General features: G+C 64.7%; 22 protein-coding genes. 4 read left to right on the top strand and 18 right to left on the bottom strand.

Annotated elements, in window-relative coordinates:
- Nucleotides 1-264: 264 nt before the first annotated feature.
- The 12 genes from XM53_RS07090 to XM53_RS07035 all read right to left on the bottom strand — a co-directional run bounded on the left by XM53_RS07090 (nt 265) and on the right by XM53_RS07035 (nt 9,354).
- Nucleotides 265-561 (bottom strand): hypothetical protein, encoded by a 297-nt coding sequence (locus XM53_RS07090; RefSeq protein ID WP_057791742.1) that lies wholly within the window; start codon nt 559-561, stop codon nt 265-267.
- A gap of 129 nt (nt 562-690) precedes the next feature.
- Nucleotides 691-981, bottom strand: a complete 291-nt coding sequence (locus XM53_RS07085) for an SCP2 sterol-binding domain-containing protein (protein WP_057791740.1) — start codon at nt 979-981, stop codon at nt 691-693.
- A gap of 72 nt (nt 982-1,053) precedes the next feature.
- Nucleotides 1,054-1,494: a molybdenum cofactor biosynthesis protein MoaE gene (locus XM53_RS07080; protein ID WP_057791738.1), complete on the bottom strand. Its 441-nt coding sequence runs from the start codon at nt 1,492-1,494 to the stop codon at nt 1,054-1,056.
- A gap of 4 nt (nt 1,495-1,498) precedes the next feature.
- The gene (moaD, locus tag XM53_RS07075) at nt 1,499-1,744 is read right to left on the bottom strand and encodes a molybdopterin converting factor subunit 1 (RefSeq protein ID WP_057791736.1); all 246 of its coding nucleotides are present in this window, start codon (nt 1,742-1,744) and stop codon (nt 1,499-1,501) included.
- A 3-nt stretch (nt 1,745-1,747) separates the two neighbouring features.
- Nucleotides 1,748-2,407 carry a CDP-diacylglycerol--glycerol-3-phosphate 3-phosphatidyltransferase gene (gene pgsA / locus XM53_RS07070; protein ID WP_057791735.1) on the bottom strand — a complete coding sequence of 220 codons (660 nt, stop codon included), beginning with the start codon at nt 2,405-2,407 and terminating at the stop codon, nt 1,748-1,750.
- A 162-nt stretch (nt 2,408-2,569) separates the two neighbouring features.
- Nucleotides 2,570-4,453, bottom strand: coding sequence for an excinuclease ABC subunit UvrC (uvrC, locus tag XM53_RS07065; protein WP_057791734.1), 1,884 nt, complete (start codon nt 4,451-4,453; stop codon nt 2,570-2,572).
- 287 nt (nt 4,454-4,740) lie between these two features.
- On the bottom strand, nt 4,741-5,541 hold the full coding sequence (locus tag XM53_RS07060) for an SDR family oxidoreductase (protein ID WP_057791732.1): 801 nt from the start codon (nt 5,539-5,541) through the stop codon (nt 4,741-4,743).
- Nucleotides 5,542-5,556: 15 nt separating this feature from the next.
- Complete coding sequence (locus XM53_RS07055; RefSeq protein ID WP_057791730.1) at nt 5,557-6,513, bottom strand: calcium/sodium antiporter; 957 nt, start codon at nt 6,511-6,513, stop codon at nt 5,557-5,559.
- Nucleotides 6,513-6,680: a hypothetical protein gene (locus XM53_RS23550; protein ID WP_201455396.1), complete on the bottom strand. Its 168-nt coding sequence runs from the start codon at nt 6,678-6,680 to the stop codon at nt 6,513-6,515. The genes XM53_RS07055 and XM53_RS23550 overlap by 1 nt, the downstream gene beginning before the upstream one ends.
- A 1-nt stretch (nt 6,681) precedes the next feature.
- Nucleotides 6,682-7,479 (bottom strand): S49 family peptidase, encoded by a 798-nt coding sequence (locus tag XM53_RS07045; RefSeq protein ID WP_057791726.1) that lies wholly within the window; start codon nt 7,477-7,479, stop codon nt 6,682-6,684.
- A 187-nt stretch (nt 7,480-7,666) separates the two neighbouring features.
- Nucleotides 7,667-8,428, bottom strand: a complete 762-nt coding sequence (locus tag XM53_RS07040; protein ID WP_057791724.1) for an ABC transporter permease — start codon at nt 8,426-8,428, stop codon at nt 7,667-7,669.
- On the bottom strand, nt 8,425-9,354 hold the full coding sequence (locus XM53_RS07035) for an ABC transporter ATP-binding protein (RefSeq protein ID WP_057791722.1): 930 nt from the start codon (nt 9,352-9,354) through the stop codon (nt 8,425-8,427). Before XM53_RS07035 ends, XM53_RS07040 begins: the two co-directional genes overlap by 4 nt.
- Nucleotides 9,355-9,585: 231 nt before the next feature.
- Between XM53_RS07035 and XM53_RS07030 the strand changes: the two genes are divergently transcribed.
- Entirely contained in the window at nt 9,586-10,287 is a 702-nt protein-coding gene (locus XM53_RS07030; protein WP_057791720.1) for an SGNH/GDSL hydrolase family protein, read from the top strand.
- A 248-nt stretch (nt 10,288-10,535) separates the two neighbouring features.
- Here XM53_RS07030 and XM53_RS07025 read toward each other — a convergent pair whose 3' ends face one another.
- On the bottom strand, nt 10,536-11,045 hold the full coding sequence (locus tag XM53_RS07025) for a CoxG family protein (protein ID WP_057791718.1): 510 nt from the start codon (nt 11,043-11,045) through the stop codon (nt 10,536-10,538).
- Between the two features lie 131 nt (nt 11,046-11,176).
- On the opposite strand from XM53_RS07025, the gene XM53_RS07020 reads away from it, so the two are divergent.
- Nucleotides 11,177-11,854: a polysaccharide deacetylase family protein gene (locus XM53_RS07020; protein WP_057791716.1), complete on the top strand. Its 678-nt coding sequence runs from the start codon at nt 11,177-11,179 to the stop codon at nt 11,852-11,854.
- Nucleotides 11,855-11,904: 50 nt separating this feature from the next.
- On the opposite strand, the gene arfB is transcribed toward XM53_RS07020, so the two are convergent.
- From arfB to XM53_RS06995, 5 genes are all read right to left on the bottom strand, one after another.
- Nucleotides 11,905-12,321: an alternative ribosome rescue aminoacyl-tRNA hydrolase ArfB gene (gene arfB / locus XM53_RS07015; RefSeq protein ID WP_408006052.1), complete on the bottom strand. Its 417-nt coding sequence runs from the start codon at nt 12,319-12,321 to the stop codon at nt 11,905-11,907.
- A 323-nt stretch (nt 12,322-12,644) separates the two neighbouring features.
- A complete protein-coding gene (locus XM53_RS07010; protein ID WP_057791712.1) occupies nt 12,645-13,268 on the bottom strand; it encodes a queuosine precursor transporter in 624 nt (207 codons plus the stop codon).
- Between the two features lie 71 nt (nt 13,269-13,339).
- Nucleotides 13,340-14,266, bottom strand: coding sequence for a penicillin-insensitive murein endopeptidase (gene mepA, locus XM53_RS07005; protein ID WP_057791710.1), 927 nt, complete (start codon nt 14,264-14,266; stop codon nt 13,340-13,342).
- Nucleotides 14,251-15,630 (bottom strand): MFS transporter, encoded by a 1,380-nt coding sequence (locus XM53_RS07000; protein ID WP_057791707.1) that lies wholly within the window; start codon nt 15,628-15,630, stop codon nt 14,251-14,253. Before XM53_RS07000 ends, mepA begins: the two co-directional genes overlap by 16 nt.
- 73 nt (nt 15,631-15,703) lie before the next feature.
- On the bottom strand, nt 15,704-16,240 hold the full coding sequence (locus XM53_RS06995; RefSeq protein ID WP_057791705.1) for an acyl-CoA thioesterase: 537 nt from the start codon (nt 16,238-16,240) through the stop codon (nt 15,704-15,706).
- 126 nt (nt 16,241-16,366) lie between these two features.
- Between XM53_RS06995 and XM53_RS06990 the strand changes: the two genes are divergently transcribed.
- Nucleotides 16,367-16,675 (top strand): YggT family protein, encoded by a 309-nt coding sequence (locus tag XM53_RS06990; RefSeq protein WP_057791703.1) that lies wholly within the window; start codon nt 16,367-16,369, stop codon nt 16,673-16,675.
- A gap of 267 nt (nt 16,676-16,942) precedes the next feature.
- Complete coding sequence (gene recQ, locus XM53_RS06985; protein WP_057791701.1) at nt 16,943-18,982, top strand: DNA helicase RecQ; 2,040 nt, start codon at nt 16,943-16,945, stop codon at nt 18,980-18,982.
- Nucleotides 18,983-19,009 lie beyond the last annotated feature (27 nt).

Genomic DNA, 19,009 nt, shown 5'->3' with positions numbered 1-19,009 from the left:
TAAGACCGGATGTCACTTAGCCCCATAGGCCACCACTGCAAGGCCGCCCGGGGCCTCGGCACGAGACGCGCTTGCCCGCAGTGCCAGGATGCTCACGAACAGTCGATCCCGACCGGCCCGACAGGCGCACTGGTTGACGAGGATGCCGCGGGAGTCCCCCAGTTCCTCGGACGCGTCCCGCGCCACGTCAACGCCGGTTCACCGGACCCGGTCAAGCGCGACAAGCTCTGCAACCACGGGCCGCGCCGGCAGAAACCACGATGGTTATTGCGTCGGCGTGTCCGGCAGCGATCCGAATACCTCTTCGGCCAGAACTTCGCCCGACAGGCTCAGCTTTTTCTGCCCCTGCGGGTCTTCCTCGACCTCCAGCCAGACCTTCTCGCCATCCAGCTCGACGTAGAACCGCCACTCGTCATGCTCGATACTCGCAATCGCGTCTTCGGGCCTCAGTTGCCACGGCGACTTGCCAAAGAATTTCTTCACGTATCCACCAAGCTGCCGGATATCTGCCCCCGGCTTTGCCGAAGTATTTGCCCAAGTCACCTGTGCCGGTACTGCCATCGCATAAACTCCCTCCAGAGAGGTAAATGCTAGCACGGTTTACAATTTTGTCACGATTCTTTGAAAGAGCCACGCAGTTCCGGCCCATACGCCCGAGGAGGCGCCGCTCAGGTTGTTTCGGGACTGTGGCTACCCCGTCAGGATCCCGCTGACCTTTAGCGCCCGCTGCGCGTTGCCCTCGACCTTCAGCTTTCCCGACATATAGGCCATCACCGGGTTCTGCTCGCCCGACAGGATGTTGCGAAAGACCGCGTCGCTGGCCATCAGCACCACGTCGGCGTCTTCGTCGCCCGCCCGCGCGCCGGTCTCGTCCAGCATCACGCTGCCCGCGCCCTCGATCACCAGCTTCGCGGTGCCCCGAATGGTGCCCTTCGCCTTGGGGTCCAGCGTTTCGACATAGCTCTGGATGATCTCGTTCATGGAATGACGCGCCTCTGTTCGACCTGCATATCTCTTGACGCTAGCCACAATCCGGTCAACGCGAACCTTGCGTCACCAGCGACCCAGCGCGTCCTCGTCTTCGTCCTTGGCATCCACCCAATCGGCCCCTTCCCGCGTCACTTCCTTCTTCCAGAAAGGGGCCCGCGATTTCAGGTAATCCATCAGGAACTCCGCCGCCTGGAAGGCATCCGCCCGGTGGGGCGAGGACGTGGCGACCATCATGATCATCTCGTCCGGTTGCAACGCCCCGAACCGATGGATGACCAGCACATCGCCCAGGCTCCAGCGCCTTTGCGCCTCCTCGGCGATACCGGCCAGCGCCTTTTCCGTCATGCCCGGGTAATGCTCGATCTGCATCGCCTCCAGCCCCGGCGCGATATCCCGCACGATCCCGGTAAAGCTGACGACAGCGCCCATGCCGGTCTGCCGCGCGGCAAAGCCATTCACCTCCGCGCCAAGGTCGAACGCCGCGTCCTGCACCCGGATATCCAAGCCCTCAGCCCCCTGTCATGGGCGGAAAGAACGCCACCTCGCGCACGCCCGCCAGCGGCGCGTCGAAGTCCGCCAGTTCCTGGTCCACCGCCACGCGCAGCGCGTCCAGATCGGCAAACGCCATCTCGTAGCGCGCCTCACGCGCCCGTAGCTCCTCGACCAGATCACGTACCGTCGCGGCGCCGGTCTCAACCGTGTCCTTGGGGCGCCCGATCCGTTCGCGGACCCAGGCGAAATACAAAACGTCCATCGCTCAATCCCTCAGATACGGCGTCGCCTTGCGGAAGTAGTCGACACCCGTGATCAGCGTCAGCGCCGCGGCAATCCACAGCAGCCACAGCCCCGCGTGCGACGCGATCACCATGCCCTGGAACTTCCACCGCAGCCCCATCAGGTCCTCTTCCTCGCCAGCCAGCACATCGGCCACCAGCGCCTCGTCCATCCCCATGGACGACATGCCAAAATAATGCTCGAAAACGCCCTGCGCGAACAGCACCGCAATCGCCACCATCTGCAACGTGGTCTTCCACTTGGCCAGCTTGGTCACTTTGAGTGTCCCCGCCGTGTCGCCCAGGTATTCCCGCAGGCCCGACACGAACACTTCGCGAAACAGGATCATCGTCGCCGGCAGGACCAGCCACGGCGACATCGACGAATAGCCCAGGATCACCGCCAGCGCGATCACCACCATCGCCTTGTCGGCGATCGGGTCCAGCATCGTGCCCAGCTTGGTGGTCTGCTTCCACAACCGCGCCAGATAGCCGTCGAACCAGTCGGTCACCGCCGCGCTCACGAACAGCACCAGCGCGAACCAATCCGCCCAGGGCCGGTGAAAGTACAGAAACATCACCGCCACCGCCGGCGCCGCCAGCAGCCTCAGCACGGTCAACACGTTGGGAATATTCCACGTCATGCGTTTGTATCTAGTGCGAACCGCCCCCGTCCGAAAGCCCCGAATCCCACAACCCGGCGCCGTGCTTTTTCTTGCGGCGAATACTCCGGGGAGCGCGAGGGGCTGGCCACTCGCATCAAACCTGTAGCGCGAGGGGCTGGCCCATCAATCCCGGCCAGCCCCTCAGCCCTTCTCGTGGAAGTGGTCGTAAACCTTCTGCGCCAGCGCCGCCGACACGCCCTCGACCGCCTTCAGATCCGCAAGGTTCGCGCGGCTCACCGCCTTCGCGGACCCGAAATGCGCCAGGAGCGCGCGCTTGCGCGCCGCGCCGACACCGGCGATCTCGTCCAGCGGCGAGGCACTCACCGCCTTGGTCCGCTTGGCACGGTGCGTGCCGATGGCGAACCTGTGCGCCTCGTCCCGCAGCCGCTGGATGAAATACAGGACCGGATCGTTGTGGCGCAGGGCCATGGGCCGCTTGCCCATCCGGTGGAACTCTTCCTTGCCGGCATCCCGGTCCAGCCCCTTGGCCACGCCCACCATCGGCAGGTCGCGCACGCCCATCTCCTGCATGATCGAATGCACGGCGCTCACCTGTCCCTGCCCGCCGTCGATCAACAGAAGGTCCGGCCACAGCCCCTTGTCCCGGTCCGGATCCTCCTTGATCAACCGCTTCAGCCGCCGGGTCAGGACCTCTTTCATCATCCCGAAATCGTCCCCGGGAGTCAGCTCGTCGCCCCGAATGTTGAACTTGCGGTACTGGTTCTTCATCAGTCCCTCGGGCCCCGCCACGATCATTGCGCCCACCGCATGCGCGCCCTGGATGTGGCTGTTGTCGTAAACCTCGATCCGCTCCGGCGGGCCCGGCAGGTCGAACGCCTCCGCCACGCCCTTCAGCAGCTTGGCCTGCGTCGCACTCTCGCTCATCTTCCGCGCCAGGCTCTCGCGCGCATTGCGCAACGCCGCCTCGACCAGCTCGGCCTTTTCGCCCTTCTGCGGCACCAGCAATGCCACCTTGCGTCCCAGCTTGCCGGTCAGCGCCTCGGCCATCAGGTCGGGGCTTTCGATCTCGTGGCTCAGGATGATCTGCCGCGCCGGGTCCTTGGTGTCATAGAACTGCCCCAGGAACGCCTCCAGCACCTCCGCCTCGGCCACGTCCGCGCCCACGCGCGGATAGAAATCCTTGTTCCCCCAATTCTGCCCCGCGCGGATGAAGAACACCTGCACGCAGGCCTGTCCCTTCTCCAGGTGCAGCGCCACCAGGTCCGCCTCGCCCACCGTGCGCGGGTTGATCCCCTGCGCCGTCTGCACCTGGGTCAGCGCCTTGATCCGGTCGCGTAACGCCGCGGCGCGCTCGAACTCCATCGCCGCGCTGGCCTCCTGCATGTCGGCGGCCAGCTTCTCCTGTATCTCGGTCGACCGCCCCGACAGGTAGCGCTGCGCGTCCCGGACCTGCGCCGCATACTCCGCCTTGCTGATATACCCCACGCACGGCGCGGTGCAGCGCTTGATCTGGTATTGCAGGCAGGGCCGCGTGCGGCTCTCGAACTGCGTATCGCTGCAATTGCGCAGCTGGAACACCCGCTGCAACTGCCCCAGCGTCCGGTTCACCGCCCCCGCGCTGGCAAAGGGGCCATAATACTGCCCCTTCTCCTTCTTCGCGCCGCGATGTTTCTTGATCATCGGAAAGTCGTGGCCAGTCACCAGGATATTCGGGAACGACTTGTCGTCGCGCAACAGCACATTGTACCGCGGCTTCAGCTGCTTGATCAGGTTCTGCTCCAGCAGCAGCGCCTCGGTCTCGGTCGCCGTCGTCAGAAACATCATCGAGGCCGTCTCCGCGATCATCCGCGCGATCCGCGGCGTGTGCCCCGTGGGCCGCGAATAGCTCGACACCCGCGCCTTCAGGTTGCGCGCCTTGCCGACGTAAAGAACCTGCGATTGCGCCCCCAGCATCCGGTAAACCCCGGGCGAGCCGTCCAGGGTCTTCAGGTACGACTGGATCACCTTATGCCCGGTTTCGGGCGAGGCCTCGCGGCCTGATTCGTGATTCGATTCGCCTGTCATTTGCTCTGGTCGTGATTCTGCGCGTGGGCTGCAATGATTAGCACACACGCCGCAATAGGAAACATCTCCACGGATCGTGTGGATAACTCTGCGGACAAGTTTCGGTTACCCGGATTTTTTCGTTGTTTTCGGCCTGCTTCGTTAAGTTGCTTAAAAAATAGGCGAAAAACTAAGACGTTGTTTCTTAATGATAAAAAATCCGTGGTATCCCAAATATATGAAAACATTAAAACTTTTGTAACGCTTCGGTAACCGCCCTGCGCGCGGTGAACAAGTTGACGCAACGTCTATACATCAACGCCCAGAACATCCGGTGTCTGCCACGCCAGATGCTGCCCGCCATCGACGCAAATCAGCTGCCCGGTCACCGCCTTCGCTTCCAGGAAATAGCCCAGCGCGGCGGTGATATCCTCGGGGTTCACGCCCCGCTTCAGAATCGTCCGCGCCCTCTGGTCAAAGAACTGCTCTTCGCTCTGCTCGGTGCTCTTCAGCGTCGGCCCCGGCCCGATCCCGTTCACCCGCACGCGCGGGGCCAAGGCCTGCGCGGCGGTGCGCGTCATGGTCCACAGCCCCGACTTGGCGATCGTGTAGCTGGCGAAATAGGGCGTCAGCTTGCGCACCCGCTGGTCGATCATGTTCACCACCAGCCCCTGCGCCACCGGCTCGCCGTTCTCGTCCTTCACCGGCTCCGGCACCTGCGCCGCCAATCCTTGCGTCAGCGCGAAGGGCGCGCGCAGGTTCGACTCGATGTGCCGGTCCCAGCTTTGCCGCGTCGCGGTCTCGTACGTCTCGTCCTCGAATATTGACGCGTTGTTCACCAGCACATGCACCGGCCCGCCCAGCCGCGCCGCCGCCTCGGGCACCAACGCCTGCACCGCGTCCTCGTCCAGCAGGTCCGCCTGCACGGTCACGGCCTTCCGGCCCTTGCCCTCGATCTCTCCCGCGGTTTCCTCGGCGGCATCCGCCGACCCGCCGTAATGTACCGCCACGTCATAACCGCGCGCGCCCAGGTACAACGCCATCGCCCGCCCAAGGCGCTTGCCGCCTCCGGTCACGAGGGCGCGGCGGGTGTTCGTATCTTCGGTCATGCCGGGTGGCTCCGTTCAGCTCAACACGACCAAGACATAGATCACGTAAAGCACGGTCAAGGCGATGCCCCACAGCCGGGTGATATCCCGGCCCAGGAACACGAACGGGATCAGCAGCAGCGAGGCCGCCAACATCACCCACAGGTCGAATTCCAGGAACTCCGGGTCGACCGGAATCGTCCCGACAAAGGACGTGATCCCGATGATGGCCAGCAGGTTGAACATGTTCGACCCGATGACGTTGCCCAGCGCCACGTCCGCCTGCTTGCGCAGCGCCGCCATCACCGTCGTCGCCAGCTCCGGCAGGGACGTGCCCAGCGCCACCAGCGTCAGGCCGATCACCGCGTCACTGACACCGAACTCCCGCGCGATGATCGACGCGTTATCCACCAAAAGGTCCGCACCCAGCGGCAGCCCCACAAGCCCCAGCGCTAGGAAGACGAAGATCTGCCACCACGGCATGTCGGGGTCCGCGCCCTCGACCTCGTCCTCTTCCTCCGTTTCCGCATTCCGGCACGCGCGCCGATGGTTCCGCGCATCCCGGAACGCATCGGCCAGCACCAGGCCCAGACAGGCCAGCAGAACCGCGCCGGCCAGCATGTCGAACGGTCCCCGGAACGCCAGCCCGATGAACACCACGGTCGCGCCGATCATGAACAGATACGTCTTGCGCGTGTTACACCCCGAGGTGTGCAGCACCGACAACAGCGCCGGCACCCCCAGCACCAGCAGGATGTTCGCCGTGTTCGACCCGATCACGTTGCCCAGCGCCAGCCCCGGCTTGTTCTCCAGCACCGCGTTCACCGAGATCAGCAGTTCCGGCGCCGAGGTGCCGAAGGCCACGATGGTCAGGCTGACGATCAGCGCGGGGATGCCCACACGCAGGCTCAGGTTCACCGCGCCCTTCACCAGCGCATCCCCGGCCAGAAGCAGGATCAACAGCCCCAGCCCCGACATCAGCCATGGCCACATCAGGATTTGCCCTCCCGGCACTGGCACGGCCCCTTGCCGATGCGGAACCGTTTGCAATGCGGGCAGCGGGCCGACTCCAGCCTCTTCTGTCCGGGAAAGCGCAGGCGTCCGAACATCGCCAGCACGGCGATGAAGGCCAGGAATATGAGGGCGATCTTGCTCAGCACGTCACAGGCCGAACCGTGCAAACGCCGCGCGTTCCTCGACCGAGGCGAACGCATCCTCAACCACCGACGCGCCGAACCGCTGGAAAAAACCCTTCTTCTTGCCATAGGTGGCAAACCGAACCTTGTCGCCGTAAAGCTCTTTCAGCTTCGGCGCCAGATGCGCCACCCCGTCGGCCAGGCCCAGCTCGACGCCCCGGTGCCCCAGCCAGAACTCGCCGGTGAAAAGGTCCGTCTCTTCGCTCAGCCGGTCGCCCCGCCGCGCCTTGATCTGCGCAATGAAGTTGCCGTGCATCTCTTCCAGGATGCCTTTCAGCCGTGCCACATCTTCCTCTTTTTCGGGCTGGAACGGGTCAAGCGTGCTTTTCGACTTGCCCGCGGTATAGACCCGCCGCTCCACGCCCTGCCGCGCCAGGAACACATGCGCACCGAACCCGGCGGAAATCACCCCAATGCTGCCCACGATGGAATTGTCATCGACCCAGATGTCATCCGCCGCCGAGGCCAGCCAATAGCCGCCCGACGCCGCCACATCCTCGACAAACGCGTGAACGGGCACCTTGTGCTCGTCCGCCAGCCGGCGAATCCGCCCCGCGATCAGCGCCGACTGCACCGGCGAACCGCCGGGACTGTTGATCAACAGCGCCACGGCCCTGGGCTTGCCCCGCTTGAACGCCTTCTCGATGGCGGGCGCCATCGCCTCGTCGCTCAGCGGCATTCGTGACCCGGCGCCAATCGCGCCCGACAAACGGACGACCGACACCAGCGGGCCTGATTTCAAAAACGGGATAAATCGCTTCATGGATGCCGATGTAGAATGCCCGCGCACGACAAACAAGGTTGCGACACGTATCAATACCGCCCAAAGGCAAGAAAGCCACGTAAACGACGCGGGGTCAGACCGCCGCCGCCCCATCTTCCGGCGGCGCCCATCCTGCGTAGGGTGGGTGAAAACCCACGCGGTCCAAAACGCGCGGCCCCACTCCCCCTCAACTCTTGATCCGGTACCCCGTCCTGAAGATCCGCCAGATCAGGAACAGGCACAGCGCCGTGAACCCCGCAATCGCCAACAGGCTCAGGCCAATGGACACATCCGCCTGCCCGAAGAACGCCCACCGGAACCCCGAAATCAGGTACACGACCGGGTTGAACAGCGTCACCGTCTGCCAGAACGGCGGCAGCATCGAGATCGAATAGAAAGAGCCCCCCAGGAATACCAGCGGCGTCACGATCAAGAGCGGCACCAGCTGCAACTGCTCGAAATTCTGCGCCCAGATCCCGATGATGAACCCAAAGAGCGCGAAGCTGATACAGGTCAGCAGCAGAAACGCGACCATCGCGCCCGGATGCTGTATCTCAACGTCCACGAACAACGCCGAGGTCGCCAATATCACCACCCCGATGAAAAGCGCCTTGGTGGCCGCGGCCCCCACATACCCGATCACGATCTCCAGGAAATTCACCGGTGCCGACAAAAGCTCATAGATCGTGCCGATGAACTTCGGAAAATAGATCCCGAAGGACGCGTTCGAAATCGCCTGCGTGATCACCGACAGCATGATCAGCCCCGGCACGATGAACGCGCCGTAACTCACACCCTCCACCTGGTCGATCCGGCTGCCGATGGCCGCGCCGAACACCACGAAGTAAAGCGAGGTCGAAATCACCGGCGACACGAAGCTTTGCAAGAGCGTGCGAAAGAACCGCTGCATCTCGAACCTGTAGATCGCCGCGATGGCCAGGAAATTCATGCCGCATCCTCCTTCACCAGCCCCACGAAGATCTCTTCCAGGCTCGACTGGCTGGTTTGTATGTCACGGATCACCAGCCCCGCCTCCGTCAGTTCGCGCACCAGCCGCGCGATCCCCGTCCGCTCGGCATTGGTGTCATAGGTATAGGTCAGGCTCTGGCCGTCCGGGCTCTTCCACAACTCGTAATCCGACAGGCTCTCGGGCACCGCCTCCACCGGCTCGACCAGGTCGATCCGCAGGCTTTTGCGCCCCATCCGCTGCATCAGCGCGGCCTTGTCCTCGACCAACAGGATCTCTCCGTGGGCAATCACCGCCACCCGGTCGGCAATCGCCTCGGCCTCCTCGATGTAATGGGTGGTCAGGATGATCGTCACGCCATCCTGCCGCAACCCTTCGACCACCTCCCACATGTCGCGACGCAGCTCCACGTCGACACCCGCCGTCGGCTCGTCCAGGAACAGGACACGCGGCTCGTGCACCAGCGCCTTGGCGATCAGTACCCGCCGCTTCATGCCGCCCGACAGCTCCTTGATCTGGTTGGTGCGCTTGTCCCACAGGCTCAGCTGCCGCAGGATCTTCTCCACCAGCGCATCGTCGCGCCCCTTGCCGAACAGGCCGCGGGAAAAGCGTACCGTGTTGATCACCTTCTCGAACGGCTCCAACGCGATCTCCTGCGGCACCAGCCCCACCAGCGACCGCGCCGCGCGATACTCGGCCTCAATGTCATGCCCGCCCACGCGCGCCGTGCCGCCTGTGGGCGTCGTGATCCCGCACAGCGCCGAAATCAGCGTCGTCTTGCCCGCACCGTTGGGCCCCAACAGCGCCAGGATCTCGCCCTCGCGGATCTCCAGGTCCACGCCTTTCAGGGCCTGGAACCCGTCGTCATAGGTCTTCTCCAGGCCGCTCACCTCGACAAACGCCGCCATGTCCCGCGCTCCTTCTTTCGTCATTGGCGGCAACCTAATCCGGCAGCGACCCAGCGCAAGCCGCCAGGATAACACAACCCCTTGTGCATTCCTGCGCGCGCACGCCTACGCTGCCCCGAATAAAACGCATTGTTTCCACATTTTGCATTGTGCCCGCCGCCGCAAGCGGGAATCCTAAGCGCGGTTGGGGGCGCATGGTGCCATGCGCATCAAGACAATCGCAGGACAGACATGAAACGCCTCTCTCGTTTTGTCTGGCCGCTCATCATATTCGCGCTCGGTGCCTGCACCGAGACGGTGACGCGTGCCGATAACCCCCGCATCCTTCTCATGGGCGATTCCATGATGGCCTTCCACGGCATGGCCGGGAAATCCGTCTCTCACGCCATGGAACGCCGCCTGGGCGAGCCGGTCATCGACCGCTCCGTCTCTGGCGCCCGCTTCCTTTACGCCCTGCCCATCTCGGGCGCGGCCGGCATGAACATCACGAAACAGTACCGCTCCGGCAACTGGGACTGGATCGTGATGAACGGCGGCGGCAACGACATTCTGTTCGGCTGCGGCTGCGGGCTCTGCGACCGCCGCATCGACCGGCTGATTTCCCAAGACGGCACCACCGGCGTCATCCCCGGCTTCGTCTCGAAAATGCGCAAGACCGGCGCCAACGTGGTGATGGTGGGCTACCTGCACACCCCCGGCGTGCGCTCCCCCATCGAAGGCTGCGTCGACGAGGGCCGCGAGATGGACGCCCGCATGGCCCGCCTCGCCGCGCTGGACCGCGGCGTGCATTTCATCCCGATGAGCGACGTGGTCCCGCCCGGCGACCGCACCTACCACGCGGTCGACCTGATCCACCCCTCGCCCAAGGGGTCCGACGCCATCGGCAGCCGCATCGCCGAGCTCATCCGCCAGACCGGACCGCGCCGGAAATAAAGTGTCCCGCCTTTCACCTGACACTTCAGATAAAGGCGGGGCGCGCGCAACGATCAAGCCTTGCACTGCGCTTCGCCAAAAGCTGTGATTCAGGTTTTTGGCGAAACGCTCTAGCCGCGCGCCGGAGGCGTCCCGACAGACGCCCTCGGCACAACTTCAACGGCGAGGCGCCCCCTTTTCCTCTGGCCAAAAATATCCCCGCCGGAGGCTCCGACGGGGACGCACTCAACCCGGCATAAATCGAAGTCTCACCCCTTCGAGATCATCCGCTTCAGCCAACCCTTCTTCTCGGCCTGCTCTTCCGGCTCGTCCTCCTTCGGCCCCTCGATCACCTCCTCGAGGTTGGAAAAGAACTGGTCGGCCATCTTCTTGGCAAACCCGTCCACGATCCGGCTGCCCAGCTGCGCCAGCTTGCCGCCTACCTTGGCCTCCACGTCATAGCTCAGCTTCGTGCCGCCCTCGACTTCCTCCAGCCGCACATCCGCCGCGCCCTTGGCGAACCCAGCCGCGCCACCCTTGCCTTCGCCTTCAAGGCGCAGGCTCTCGGGCTGGGTCATCTCGCTGAACGTCACCATGCCCTTGAACGTGGCCTTCACCGGCCCGACCTTCTGCGTCACCGTCGCCTCGTACCCGTCCTGGGGGTTGCCCGTGACCTCCTGCGCGCCCGGCACGCATTCCTTCAGCACCTCCGGCTCCATCAGCGCGGCCCAGACCGTCTCCCGGTCCGCCGCTATCTCGCGCTCCCCACTCATCTGCATGGCATGTCTCCTCCTTGGGTTGGCCCGATCCTACCGCACGGCCCCAAACCCTCCAAGACCGATGCGCCCTGCAAATTGACAGAGGCGGGGTGTGTCGCGCATCAAGACCTTAGTCGCATGGGGGATCATCCTTGCCCGGCACGCTCTGCCTCACCTTCGACGATCTCTTCGTCGCCAACTGGGTCGCCGCCCGGCCCGTCTTCGCGGAACACGATGCCCGCGTCACCTTCTGCGTCTCGCACCTGCACGAGGCCAAGCCCGAACAACTCGACGGCCTGCACCTCTTGCAATCCGACGGCCACGAGATCGCCTGCCACACCCGCACCCATCCGAAGCTGAAACCCTACCTCGCAACCCACGGCCTCGACCACTGGCTGGAACACGAGGTCGACCGCGCCATCGCCGACCACCGCGCGGCGGGCTTCCCGGCCCGAACCTTCGCCTGTCCCTTCCACGCCTCCACGCCCGAGACCCGCACCGCGCTGGCCACCCGATTCGAAATCGTCCGCGCCGCTGGCCCCCGCAGCCTCGATCCCGCCGATCCCGCGTCCCGCATCTACACCGAACGCCCGGCCTCCCGCTGTCTCGACACCCTCGGCTTCGCCGACATGCAGCACAAGGCCTTCCCCGGCTGGCGCCAGCAGCATCACCTGCTCGACCTCATCGCCGAGACGGGCGGCCTCGCCGTCTTCACCGGCCACGACATTCGGACCAAGAAATCCGGCCCCGGCTTCTACAGCACCGCGCGCCAGATCAGCCGTTTGCTGGAGGCGGCCACCACGCGAGGCATCACGGTGAAACCTGCGTAGGGTGGGTGAAAACCCACGCGTGCCCCGCCCAATGATGGCCCTTTACAACCTCAAACCCCGTCCACCTTCCCCCTCAACGCCTTCACCTCGCCGCGTTTCTTCTTCGCCTCGACGCGCTTGCGCTTCTGGTTCTTCGACACTTTCGTCGGGATCCGCCGCTTCGGCTTTTCACAGGCCTTGCCGATCAACTCCGCCAACCGCTCCCGGGCGATCTCGCGGTTGCGGGCCTGGCTCCGTTCCTCCGACACCTGCAACACCACCGCCCCGTCCTTGGTCCAGCGCCGCCCGGCCAGCCGCCGCAGCCGCCGCTTCACCGGGTCGGGCAGGTTGGGCGAGCGTTCGGCCTCGAACCGCAGCTCCACCGCCGAGGACACCTTGTTCACGTTCTGCCCGCCCGGCCCGGACGCGCGGGTGAACTGCTCCGTCAGCTCCCAATCCTCGATGGTGATCTTGTCGTTGATCTTCATGATGCCCTGTCAAATAGCACCGATGCATTGCCACTCAAACACCGACGCGATACCGACGCGCCATTTTCACACTAAAAGGGCCGCTCCAACCTCGTGGAACGGCCCTTCTAAAAGTTTCGGAGGCGAGGTCGGTTAGACCCAGGACACCGTAGAAGCGTCCCTGCCAATCCGGGTGTTTACATGCCCAAGGGCTGCCTCAGACACGAACCTCCCTGACTGTTCCGACACCTCTCTCCAATCCCTTTATAGACACTGGATCACCTCCTTTCAGTTGTTGAACTCAAGGGTAGCCTGCCACAGATTTCGCGTTTGTCAAAACAAAATCATGTGGTCCTGCCACTAAGTGACCCCACGATGATGCGAAACGGCACAAGTGCCAAAATTGCCAGCACCAGTTTCACCAGCCAATCCGCCACCGCCAGCGACACCCACAGCGGCACCACCGGGCCCATGCCCAACAGCGGCAAAGCCTCGCCGGCCCAGCTCACGTCGTTGCCCGGCTCCAGGAATGTCAGGCTGGCCGAAAACGCAATGGTAAAAAAGAGCGCCGTGTCCACGCTCCCCCCGATCAGCGACGACACCACCGGCGCCCGCCACCACGCCCCGCCGCGCAGCCGGTCGAACACCGCGATGTCCAGCAGTTGCGCGCTCAGAAACGCCACGGCCGAGCCCAGCGCGATCCGCACCGTCACCAGCGGCCCGAACTCCCCCGAAATCTGCGTGCCGATAAAGGAACAGTTCAGCCCCACCACGAACCCCGCCAGCACCACGCGCCGCGCCGCCGCGCGGCCATAGACACGGTTCATCACGTCCGTCACCAGGAACGCCAGCGGATAGGTGAACGCCCCCCATGTCAGCCACCGGCCGAACAGGAACTGGACCAGAATATTCGACGCGACGACAATCGCCGCCATCGCCAGAACACCGGGAAGGATCTTGGATGTCATGCGCACAGGCCCCCGATACGCGTTTATATCAGGGGCCTGCGCTAGTCACTTCGCGGCAGAACCGCAAGACCTCACTCCGATTGCAGCACGCCCAGGCACTGCGCCGGCAGGTCCGCCATGGTCAGCTCGCGGCGCGGCTTGGGCGGCGGCGCGTTGGGGTCGGGCGGCGGCGGGTTCAGGATGTTGCGCTGCCATTGCCGCGCATCGGCGCAGCCATCCCCGGCGGGCGGTGCCGCCTGATCGACGCATCCTTTCGCGCCGCGCGGACATTTCAGCCGCACGTGGAAATGATAATGGTGCCCGTACCACGGCCGGATCTTGCGCAGCCAGCTGCGGTCGCCGGTCTCTTCCTCGCACATCCGCACCTTGGCACCCGGAAAGACGAAAATCCGCGCCACGCGCGGGTCCTTTGCGGCGGCCTTCATGATCTCGTGATGGGTGCGGTTGTAATTGTCGTTCGTATAGGCCCCGTTCGCCCGGCGCAGCGAAACCGACGACAGGCTTTCGCGCTGCGCCCGGCTGAGGTTCAGGTTGTCCGCCGGCCGCAGCCAGATATCCACGTCCAGCCCCATCTGGTGGCTGCGATGCCCGGTCAGCATCGGCCCGCCCCTCGGCTGGCTGATGTCGCCCACGTAAAGGCCGTTCCACCCCGGCTGCGTCGCGGCAAAGCGCGACAGCTTCTGGACAAAGTCGATCACCTCGGGATGGCCCCAGTTGCGGTTCCGGCTCAGGCGCATCGCCTGCCATGTCGGCCCCGTCTCGGGCAGTTGCACGCCACCGGCCACGCACCCCTTGGCATAGCCGCCAAAGGGGCGCGCCGGCTGCTGCGAGCCGCCCCGCTTGGCCCCGAACAGCTGTTTCGCCTGCACCCCGCGCATGTCCGCCGGAATGTTCTGCGTCGACAGCACCGCGGGCTGTGCATCCTCCGCTTCCTGCGTGGACCCGCCACACCCCGCCAGCACCAGCGCCAGCAGGAACGGCTTTACGATACGGACCATGTCTCACTATCCCCTTTTGCCTGCACCCAGCGTAGCAAGATCAACCCCACGAGGAAAAGCAGAATAAGGGGCGTGACCCCAATTCGCGCGCTTCCGCTGATATAGGTCACAAGGCCGATCAACGCCGGCGCGATAAAGGCGGTGGCCCGCCCCGACAACCCGTAAAGGCCAAAGCTTTCCGTCGGCACCGCCGGGTCCGTGTGGCGCACCATCAACGACCGGCTGGCCGATTGCAGCGTCCCGCCCAGGCCCCCGATCAGCACGCCGCAGCCAAAGAACACCATGTCCGGCAGGCTTGATCCTTCCTCCAGCGGGATGCCGAAAAACATCGTGCGGTCCATGCTGACAATGGTGATGCACACCCCGATCAGGATCCACACCGCCACCACGATCACCGGCTTCGGACCGAACCGCTTGTCCAGCATTCCGCCGACCCAGCTGAACGCCGCCGCACCGATGACGCTGATGATACCGAAGATGCCGACCTTCACGATCGACCAGTTCAGAACCAGCGTCGCATAGGTGCCGCCGAAACTGTAAAGCCCGTTCAAAGCGTCGCGATAGAACATCGACGATCCCAGGTAAGCCAGCAGGCTCTTGCGGTTGGGCAGGTTCGCCACCGACTTCTTCAGCAAAGCCATCGCACCGACGAACCCTGCGCCCTTGGGTGCGGTATCCGCATCGCGCACCCACAGGAAATAGGGGATCATGAACACAACGTACCAAACCGCCGCCAGTGGCCCGACGATACGCTTGTCCTCGTCCTGCGCGGCATCCAGCCCCAGCGCCGGTTCCAGCCCCGCGATGGTGCGCCCCCCGTCCATCGTCTGGAAAAACACCAGCATGATCGCCAGCGACACCAGCCCGCCCAGGTAGCCAAAGGCAAACCCGCTGCCCGAGGTCGATCCCACATCATCCGCCGTCGCCACCGACGGCAGCTGCGAATTGACGAAGATCAGCGCGTATTCCGCCCCGATAAAGCCGATCCCGAACATCACCAGCATCGCGATCATGTTCGATCCGTCCGGCGCCGTCCACCACAGCCCGGCCGCACCGACCACATAGAGCACCGAAAAGAACAGCATCCACGGAATGCGCCGCCCGGTCGAATCCGCCATCGCGCCGATCACCGGCGCGCCAAAGGCGATGACCAGCCCCGACAGCGCCAGGCACCATGACCACAGCGTCTGCGCCCGCGCATCCGCCGCCTCTTCCGCCAGCCCGGTGCCAAGGAAATACCGCGACGCCACGGCGGCAAAGAACGGCCCGAAGACGAATGTCACCAGCAGGGTATGATACGGCTGGCTGGCCCAGTCGAAAAAGAACCAGCCCCAGATCCGCTTGCGTGCCGAAACCTCTGCCATCTCGCCCCCTCGTTTGGTCGCGATCAAACGCGGTTCGAGGGGCGGTGGCAAGCCCTTCGTTCGGCTTTCCGCGTCAGTCCCGCATCGGCGGCCAGGGCCGCTTGGCATCCGCCTCGATCCACGCGGTCACCCATTCGGGTGCCTCGGGCCGCTCGACAGGTTTGCCCAGCGCCGCCATCACCTCGTCAGGCGGCACGATCCCTTTCTTTCCGGTCACGGCCGAGCGATAGACGATGTGATTGGCGCACTCGCCGTCCGCCTTCCACATCGACTGTTCCAGGTAAACGAACCGCGCGTCCCACCACACGGCGCGGGACCGCATCTCGACCGTCTCGAACATCCGGATCCGGCGGCGATACCGCACGCTCGCCCCCGCCATGGTCAGCCCCCAGCGGTTCTTTTTCAGAACCTTCACCAGCCCCGCCCGCATTGCCAGTGGGATACGCCCAAGATCATACAGCGTCAGCGTCCGCCCATTGTTCAGCTCCATCCACAGGTCGATATCCCACGGCAGGCACACATGCCGCGACACATGCGTATCGGTCGGCGCCAGCGGCGGCGAATTGCGGTGCTTGAAAAGCTGCCAGAACATGCGGACGACAGGATACATCGGGCGCTCCTTTTGCCCGAGGTCTTGACGCAACTCACGGCCACGTCAACCACAACCTCGCGTAAAGCTTGCGGAATACCGCCATGACGCTTACCTATTCGGCGCAGCAAGCAAGAGGTTCATCAGATGCAGGCAATCGCAGGTCCCATCGGGCTCATTCTGGACGTGGTGTTCTTCATCATGATCATCCACATCATCATGAGCTGGCTGATCAATTTCCAGGTCCTGAACCTCAGCCAGCAGTTCGTGGCCCAGATTTGGTACGGCCTCAACCGCCTGCTAGAGCCGATCTACCAACCCATCCGCCGCATCCTGCCGGACACCCGCCCCCTCGACCTCGCGCCTCTGGTAGCCTTCGTCGCGCTGATCTCGCTGCGCGACTTCATCCTGCCGGAACTCCTGTGCAACGGACGCCCCCTGGGCTATTGCGGATAGACGCGCCATCGCCAGACCGCGGGCTGGCGACCTGACGGGTGTTCAGGGCACTTCATGTCGGCCAAACCCGAAAAACCTCCAACCGGGGCGCACACGCTCCCCAATCGCCAGCCCGTCCGGGCGGTCTGGCGATGGCGCGGCGGCCTGCGGCCTTGATTCTGCGCAGCCAACATCGACCGTCTGACCCCAATCCGGGACTTGTTTACGATTCCTTAGTGTGGGACTGTCACCCGTAAGAGCAGAAAACTAAAATCTTACAGGTTCCCCATGCAAAGCGCTGCCACGCTGCTGCAAGACGTCTTCGGATTCTCCGCCTTCCGCCCCGGCCAGGAAGAAATCGTCCAGACCGTCGCCCAAGGCACCAACACCCTTGCCATCATGCCCACCGGAGGCGGCAAATCCCTCTGCTATCAACTCCCTGCCCTCCTGCGCGACGGCGTCACCGTCGTCATCTCCCCTCTCATCGCGCTCATGCGCGACCAGGTCCGCGCCTTGCGCGCGGCGGGCGTCGAGGCCGGCGCACTCACCTCCGGCAATACCGAGGAAGAAACCCAGGCCGTCTGGGACGCGCTCGACGACGGACGCCTGAAACTGCTCTACATCGCCCCCGAACGCCTCGCCGCCGGGTCCGCCATGGGGATGCTGCGCCGCATCGGCGTAAACCTCATCGCCGTGGACGAGGCGCATTGCGTCAGCCAATGGGGCCACGACTTCCGCCCCGATTACCTGCGCATCGGCGAGCTGCGCCGCGCCCTGGACGTGCCGCTCGCCGCCTTCACGGCAACCGCCGACGCTGAAACCCGGGCTGAAATCGTCGAGAAACTCTTCGAGGGCCAACAGCCCGAAACCTTTCTGCGCGGCTTCGACCGGCCCAACATCACGCTGGCCTTCTCGGCCAAGGACAGCCCCCGGCAACAGATCCTCAGCTTCGCCGCCGCCCGCAAGGGCCAGTCCGGCATCGTCTATTGCGGCACCCGCGCCAAGACCGAAACGCTGGCACGCGCCCTGCGCGAGGATGGCCACAGCGCCTGTCACTATCACGGCGGCATGGACCCGGACGACCGGCGCCATGTCGAACACCGCTTCAGCACCGAGGACGGGCTGGTGGTCGTCGCCACCATCGCCTTCGGCATGGGGGTGGACAAGCCCGACATCCGCTGGGTCGCCCATGCCGACCTGCCCAAGTCGATCGAAGCCTATTACCAGGAAATCGGCCGCGCGGGCCGCGACGGCGCGCCCGCCGACACGCTCACACTCTTTGGCCCCGACGACATCCGCCTGCGCCGCAGCCAGATCGACGAAGGCCTCGCCCCGCCCGAACGCCGCGCCGCAGATCACGCCCGCCTCAACGCCCTTCTGGGCCTTGCCGAAACCCACGCCTGCCGCCGTCAGGCGCTGCTGCGCTATTTCGGCGAGGATCCGGCACCGTGCGACAATTGCGACACCTGCGCCACCCCGCCCGAAACCTTCGACGGCACCCAGGACGTGCGCAAGGCGCTCTCGGCCATCCTGCGCACGGATGAATTCTTCGGCGCGGGCCACCTGATCGACATCCTGACCGGCAACGAGACCGACAAGATCCGCGCCCGCGGCCATGACGGCCTGCCCACCTTCGGCGTGGGTCGCGACACCGATCGCCGCACCTGGCAGGGCATCTTCCGCCAGATGATGGGTTGCGACCTGATCCGCCCCGACCCCGAACGCCACGGCGCCCTGCGCATGACGGAACGGGCCATTCCCATCCTCAAGGGCGAGGACCAGATTACCCTGCGCCGCGACACCCTCGCGCCCAAGTCCCGCCGCCCCGCCGCCAAGACGCTGGTGGCCGAGGAAGACGCCCCGCTGCTGTCGGCGCTCAAGGCCAAGCGCCGCGCGCTGGCCGAGGCCGCCAAGATGCCCGCCTACATCGTCTTCAACGACCGCACCCTGATCGAGATGGCCGAAACCCGCCCCCGCACGCTCGACGACATGGCCCGCATCTCGGGCGTCGGCTCCAAGAAGCTGGAACAATATGGCGCGGCCTTTCTCGAGGTTATCAACGGCGAGGCCGAGGTGATGCACCCCACCCGCCGCAAACTCGCGGGCCGCGAGACAGGCACGGTCTATGACCGCCTGCTGGAAGTGCAGGCCAATCTGCAACGCGGCGAGGATGGTATCGACAAGCCGCTCTCCTGCTCCGCCAGCCTGCTGGCCCGCGTCGCGGCCTCGAAACCCCGCGACCTCGGCGACCTCGAACGCCTGCTGGGCGACAAAAGGACCGAGCGTTTCGGCCCGGCCTTTCTGGACGTCCTGCACGCGACGGACTGAGGTGTTTCGAGGACAACATGACCAGAG

It is taken from the genome of Roseovarius atlanticus (assembly GCF_001441615.1).
Classification (GTDB): Bacteria; Pseudomonadota; Alphaproteobacteria; order Rhodobacterales; family Rhodobacteraceae; genus Roseovarius; species Roseovarius atlanticus.
Note: the sequence above shows the minus strand (reverse complement) of the source record. Positions and strands in the feature narration are given on the sequence as shown.